The following is a 3761-nucleotide window of genomic DNA, read 5'->3' as shown; positions in this document are numbered from 1 at the left end:
ATGCGCGCACTTGTTTCTACACGATCCGGGTGCAACCAGCTGATCTATCTCGGGAAAACGTGGGGAAACCTCAGAGTCCGGATGGTCGGTGTGCATGGTTGCGAGCACTGAATTGCGTCGGGTTGTCGGATGACGCAGCGTTCTGAAAGCACACGATCAACTCGGAAGGCGCGGCGTCCTGCGGTGGTCGTCGATGCATGAGCACACGACAACCGCAAAATCAGCGTTTCAACAGCCCAAGCAACGCCTCAGCCGCCTTCTCGGACGACGCAGGATTCTGCCCCGTCACCAGCGTGCCATCGGTCACCACATGCACGCCCCAATCGGCGCCCTTTTCGTAGCGGCCGCCAAGTTCGCTCAGCACGTCTTCGACCAGGAACGGCACGATCTTGGTCAGGCCGACGGCCTCTTCTTCGCCATTGGTGAAACCGGTGACGCGGCGGCCATCCACCAACGGCTTGCCATCGCGGCCCTTGACCCGACGCAGTACGCCCGGCGCGTGGCAGACCAGAGCGTGCGGCTTATCGGCAGCGGCGAAGGCTTCGATCAATGCGATCGACTGCGCATCTTCGGCCAGATCCCACAACGGTCCATGGCCACCGGAATAAAACACTGCATCGAAGTCTTCGGCGTTTACGTCCGCCAGGCGGTGCGTACTGGCCAATGCCTGCTGCGCGTCGGAATCCTGCTTGAAGCGCTTGGTGGAATCGGTCTGCGCGTCAGGCTCGTCGCTCTTTGGGTCCAGCGGCGGCTGGCCGCCCTTGGGCGAAACCAGAGTGATGTCCGCGCCAGCGTCCTTGAACACGTAATACGGCGCGGCGAACTCTTCCAGCCAGAAGCCGGTCTTCTCGCCCGTATTGCCCAGTTGGTCGTGGGAGGTGAGCACCATCAGAATTTTCATTGCAAGCCTCGTGTCGTTGCCCATCTCGGGCGAAGCGATCAGTGTCAGGCTCAGCCCGTTGCAAGATCGTGGAGAACGCGTCGGCGCGATGCATACGGTTCAGTGCAATTGTTCAACGGCGCTACTCGATCACAGGCGGCGTCAGCGGCGCGAGGCATTGGCATATGGGGCGTAACCACTGCATCGCGGCACGTGGTTGCGCTTACTCGGCGCCTGTTCGTCGCCTATTGCAGAGACGCTCACACATTCATTGCAGGCGGCTGCAGCTGATCCATGCGGATGCGATTGGCGAACAACGAAAACGCCAGCATGCCCGCCAGCCCGCTGACCCGGCTCACCCACGGCGGCAACCAGCGCGGCGCGACCAAGACGCCGCTGTCGAAAAAGGGCGCAAAGCGCGCCACATCGCCCAGCGCCATCTTGCCGGCGAACAGATACCGGCACAGTTGCAGCTGGTCGCGCTGCAAGGAGTGCCGGAAGAACGTATGCACCGCCACCAGGCCACGCAGATACACGGTGTCCTTGGTGAAGGCGCCCCCCCCCCCCGCAGGTGGGCACGCCGCGGAACACACGCTGCGCCGAGGAAAAACTTTCTACCGCGCTCTGCCCGCCGTCGGTGAAATAACGAAATATCTCGATGAAATCTGCGCCCGAGCGCGCCAGCGCGATCGCCTCGATGCGCAGGCTGATGCGCTTCATGCGCTCGATGTCGATGCTGCCGGTGATCTGCTCGGCAAAGGTCGCCAGCCCTTCCTGGGTTGCCGTCGTGCGCGGCGAAGAGATACCCAGGCTGGGCAGATGCACCTGCGCGCGCCCGTTGAGCGCGGTGAGCGAATGCACCAGGGCTTCGTGATGGAACAACTGTGCGCGGTCGTAATCGCTGAAGGTGGCGCCAGTGCGTAGGCGGATGCGGTGCGCACCGGCGGCTGCCTTGGCGAGCAAATCGGGGTCCAGCGTGACCGTGATGACGCGGCCTTCGAAGAACGCATCCAGATCGTTCTGCAACTGCATACGTAATGCCGTCGCCGAAACCGGCACCCGTTCTTCCGGCGCGAGCAGTTCACGGTCCAGTTCCTGCGCAATCTGGATGAAATGCCGCGCCGCCTCGCGCGTGGTCGGGCCGTTGCCCGGCATCGGGTCGTCGGGCACACCGAACAGTTGTGCCGAGTAATCGCTAACCGCGGTGGTGCCCAGCGATTCCAGCAGGCCGGCAGCCAGGCCCCAGCTATGCGCCGAGTCGATCAGATACGCGCCCAGCGGATGGTGCGGATCGGCGGCTTTTGCGATCGCCGCGAGCTCGCGCCGGGTATCGCCGAAGTCCAGCGCCGGATACTCCACCTGCGGCAGCGCCGGCTGACCACGCGCCACGCCCTGCAGAAACGGCTCCTGCAGCGAGCGCGGCCAGCTTGCCAGGGCCAACAGACGCACGCCGCGCACCGCCTTGACCAGGCGCACATCCAGCGCCGCGTGGTGGACGATGTCCGGCGGCGCCTTGCGCAGCGGCATCTCAGCGGCGCCCGGTGCGATCGACGCTGGCAGGCCGCCGGCCCGAGCCCTTGCCCCGGTTGTTCTGCGCGAGCCGCGTAGCGAGCTTTTCGGCCGCGGCGGCCACTTCCACGCGCAGCTTCATGTAATTGGCAACCCGCTCCGGATCCAGCCTATCGGCCTCGATCGCCGCACGTACCGCGCAGCCGGGCTCGGCGATATGCGCGCAATCGTTGAAGCGGCACTGCGCCGCCAGCGCCTCCACATCCGAGAAACCACCCTCGGCCAAGTCTTCTTCGCCGGTGGGCTTGAGCTCGCGCATGCCGGGCGTATCGATCAGGCAGGCACCGGACGGCAACGGAATCAACGCACGATGCGTGGTGGTATGCCGGCCGCGCGAATCGTTCTCGCGCACCGCATTGGTCTTCATCTTCTGCGTGCCGAGCAAGGTGTTGGTCAGCGTCGACTTGCCGGCCCCCGACGAGCCCACCAGCACTGCGGTGCGGCCATCGCCCAGCCACGGCCGCAGCGCAGCCACGCTCTCAGGATCCTTGGCATTGATCGCGCGCAACGCGATGTTCTGCGCTTCCAGTTCCTCCAGCACCGCCAACGCATCCTCAGCGTATTCGGTCTGATCGGCCTTGGTCAGCACCACCACCGGCTCGGCACCGCCGCCGCCGACCAGCAGCAGATAGCGCTCGATGCGGCGCGGATTGAAGTCCGCATCCAGCCCGCACACGATGAACACCGTATCGATATTGGCCGCGATCACCTGCTGGTGGTAATGCTCGCCGGCCGCGCCGCGCTTGATCGAGGTGCGCCGCGGCAGCAAGGCCACGATGCGCTTGCCCTCCATCAGCACCCAATCGCCCACCGCCGCCCGCTCATGGCTGGGAAACCGCGGCCGCTGCCACTCCGGCAACGACTCCGCTTTGAGACTGGCCTCCGGCGTATCGGCCACCACATAGCCGGTGCGGTGCTGCTCCACCACCCGCGCCGGCACCGCCTGCGGATGCGCGGCAAAGACCGCCTGCCAGGCTATGTCCTCAGGAGGGCCAGGCCAGGGCCAGCCGATGGATTGGAGGGTGAGGTAATCGGGGGAAGGCGTGTTCATGGGGAAATTCTAGTCTGAATCCCGGCAGCGCTACCCAACCTACCCCGATACTAATGTCGATCTGCGCGGCAAGCCTGTAGAGGCAAACAAAAAAGCCCCTCATGCTCCAGCACGGTGGAATGCCACAACATTCTTAGTGGCCTCAGGTGGTCAAAAAAAGCCCCGCGTAAGCGGGGCTTTTTTAGGGCCTGTTAACACATACGAAGCCCTTCAACGATCAGGACGAAGCTCAGGAATCCGAGGAACATGACGTCGAGCTTC

At 64.4% G+C, this 3761-nt stretch carries 2 protein-coding genes and 1 pseudogene; all 3 read right to left on the bottom strand.

From position 1 onward, the window contains the following. Positions 1-220: 220 nt before the first annotated feature. Positions 221-901 carry a type 1 glutamine amidotransferase domain-containing protein gene (locus XpopCFBP1817_RS19890; protein WP_128418398.1) on the bottom strand — a complete coding sequence of 227 codons (681 nt, stop codon included), beginning with the start codon at positions 899-901 and terminating at the stop codon, positions 221-223. Between the two features lie 239 nt (positions 902-1140). Further along, a pseudogene (locus XpopCFBP1817_RS19885) lies at positions 1141-2407 on the bottom strand (flavohemoglobin expression-modulating QEGLA motif protein). 1 nt (position 2408) lies between these two features. Continuing rightward, the gene (gene rsgA, locus XpopCFBP1817_RS19880) at positions 2409-3500 is read right to left on the bottom strand and encodes a ribosome small subunit-dependent GTPase A (protein ID WP_128418397.1); all 1092 of its coding nucleotides are present in this window, start codon (positions 3498-3500) and stop codon (positions 2409-2411) included. Positions 3501-3761 lie beyond the last annotated feature (261 nt).

Source organism: Xanthomonas populi (assembly GCF_002940065.1).
Lineage (GTDB): Bacteria > Pseudomonadota > Gammaproteobacteria > Xanthomonadales > Xanthomonadaceae > Xanthomonas > Xanthomonas populi.
Note: the sequence above shows the minus strand (reverse complement) of the source record. Positions and strands in the feature narration are given on the sequence as shown.

What these genes read in the sequence shown, in the direction of transcription:
- rsgA (WP_128418397.1), bottom strand. Translation starts at nt 3,500, where the DNA reads ATGAACACGCCTTCCCCCGATTACCTCACCCTCCAATCCATCGGCTGG.
- XpopCFBP1817_RS19890 (WP_128418398.1), bottom strand. Translation starts at nt 901, where the DNA reads ATGAAAATTCTGATGGTGCTCACCTCCCACGACCAACTGGGCAATACG.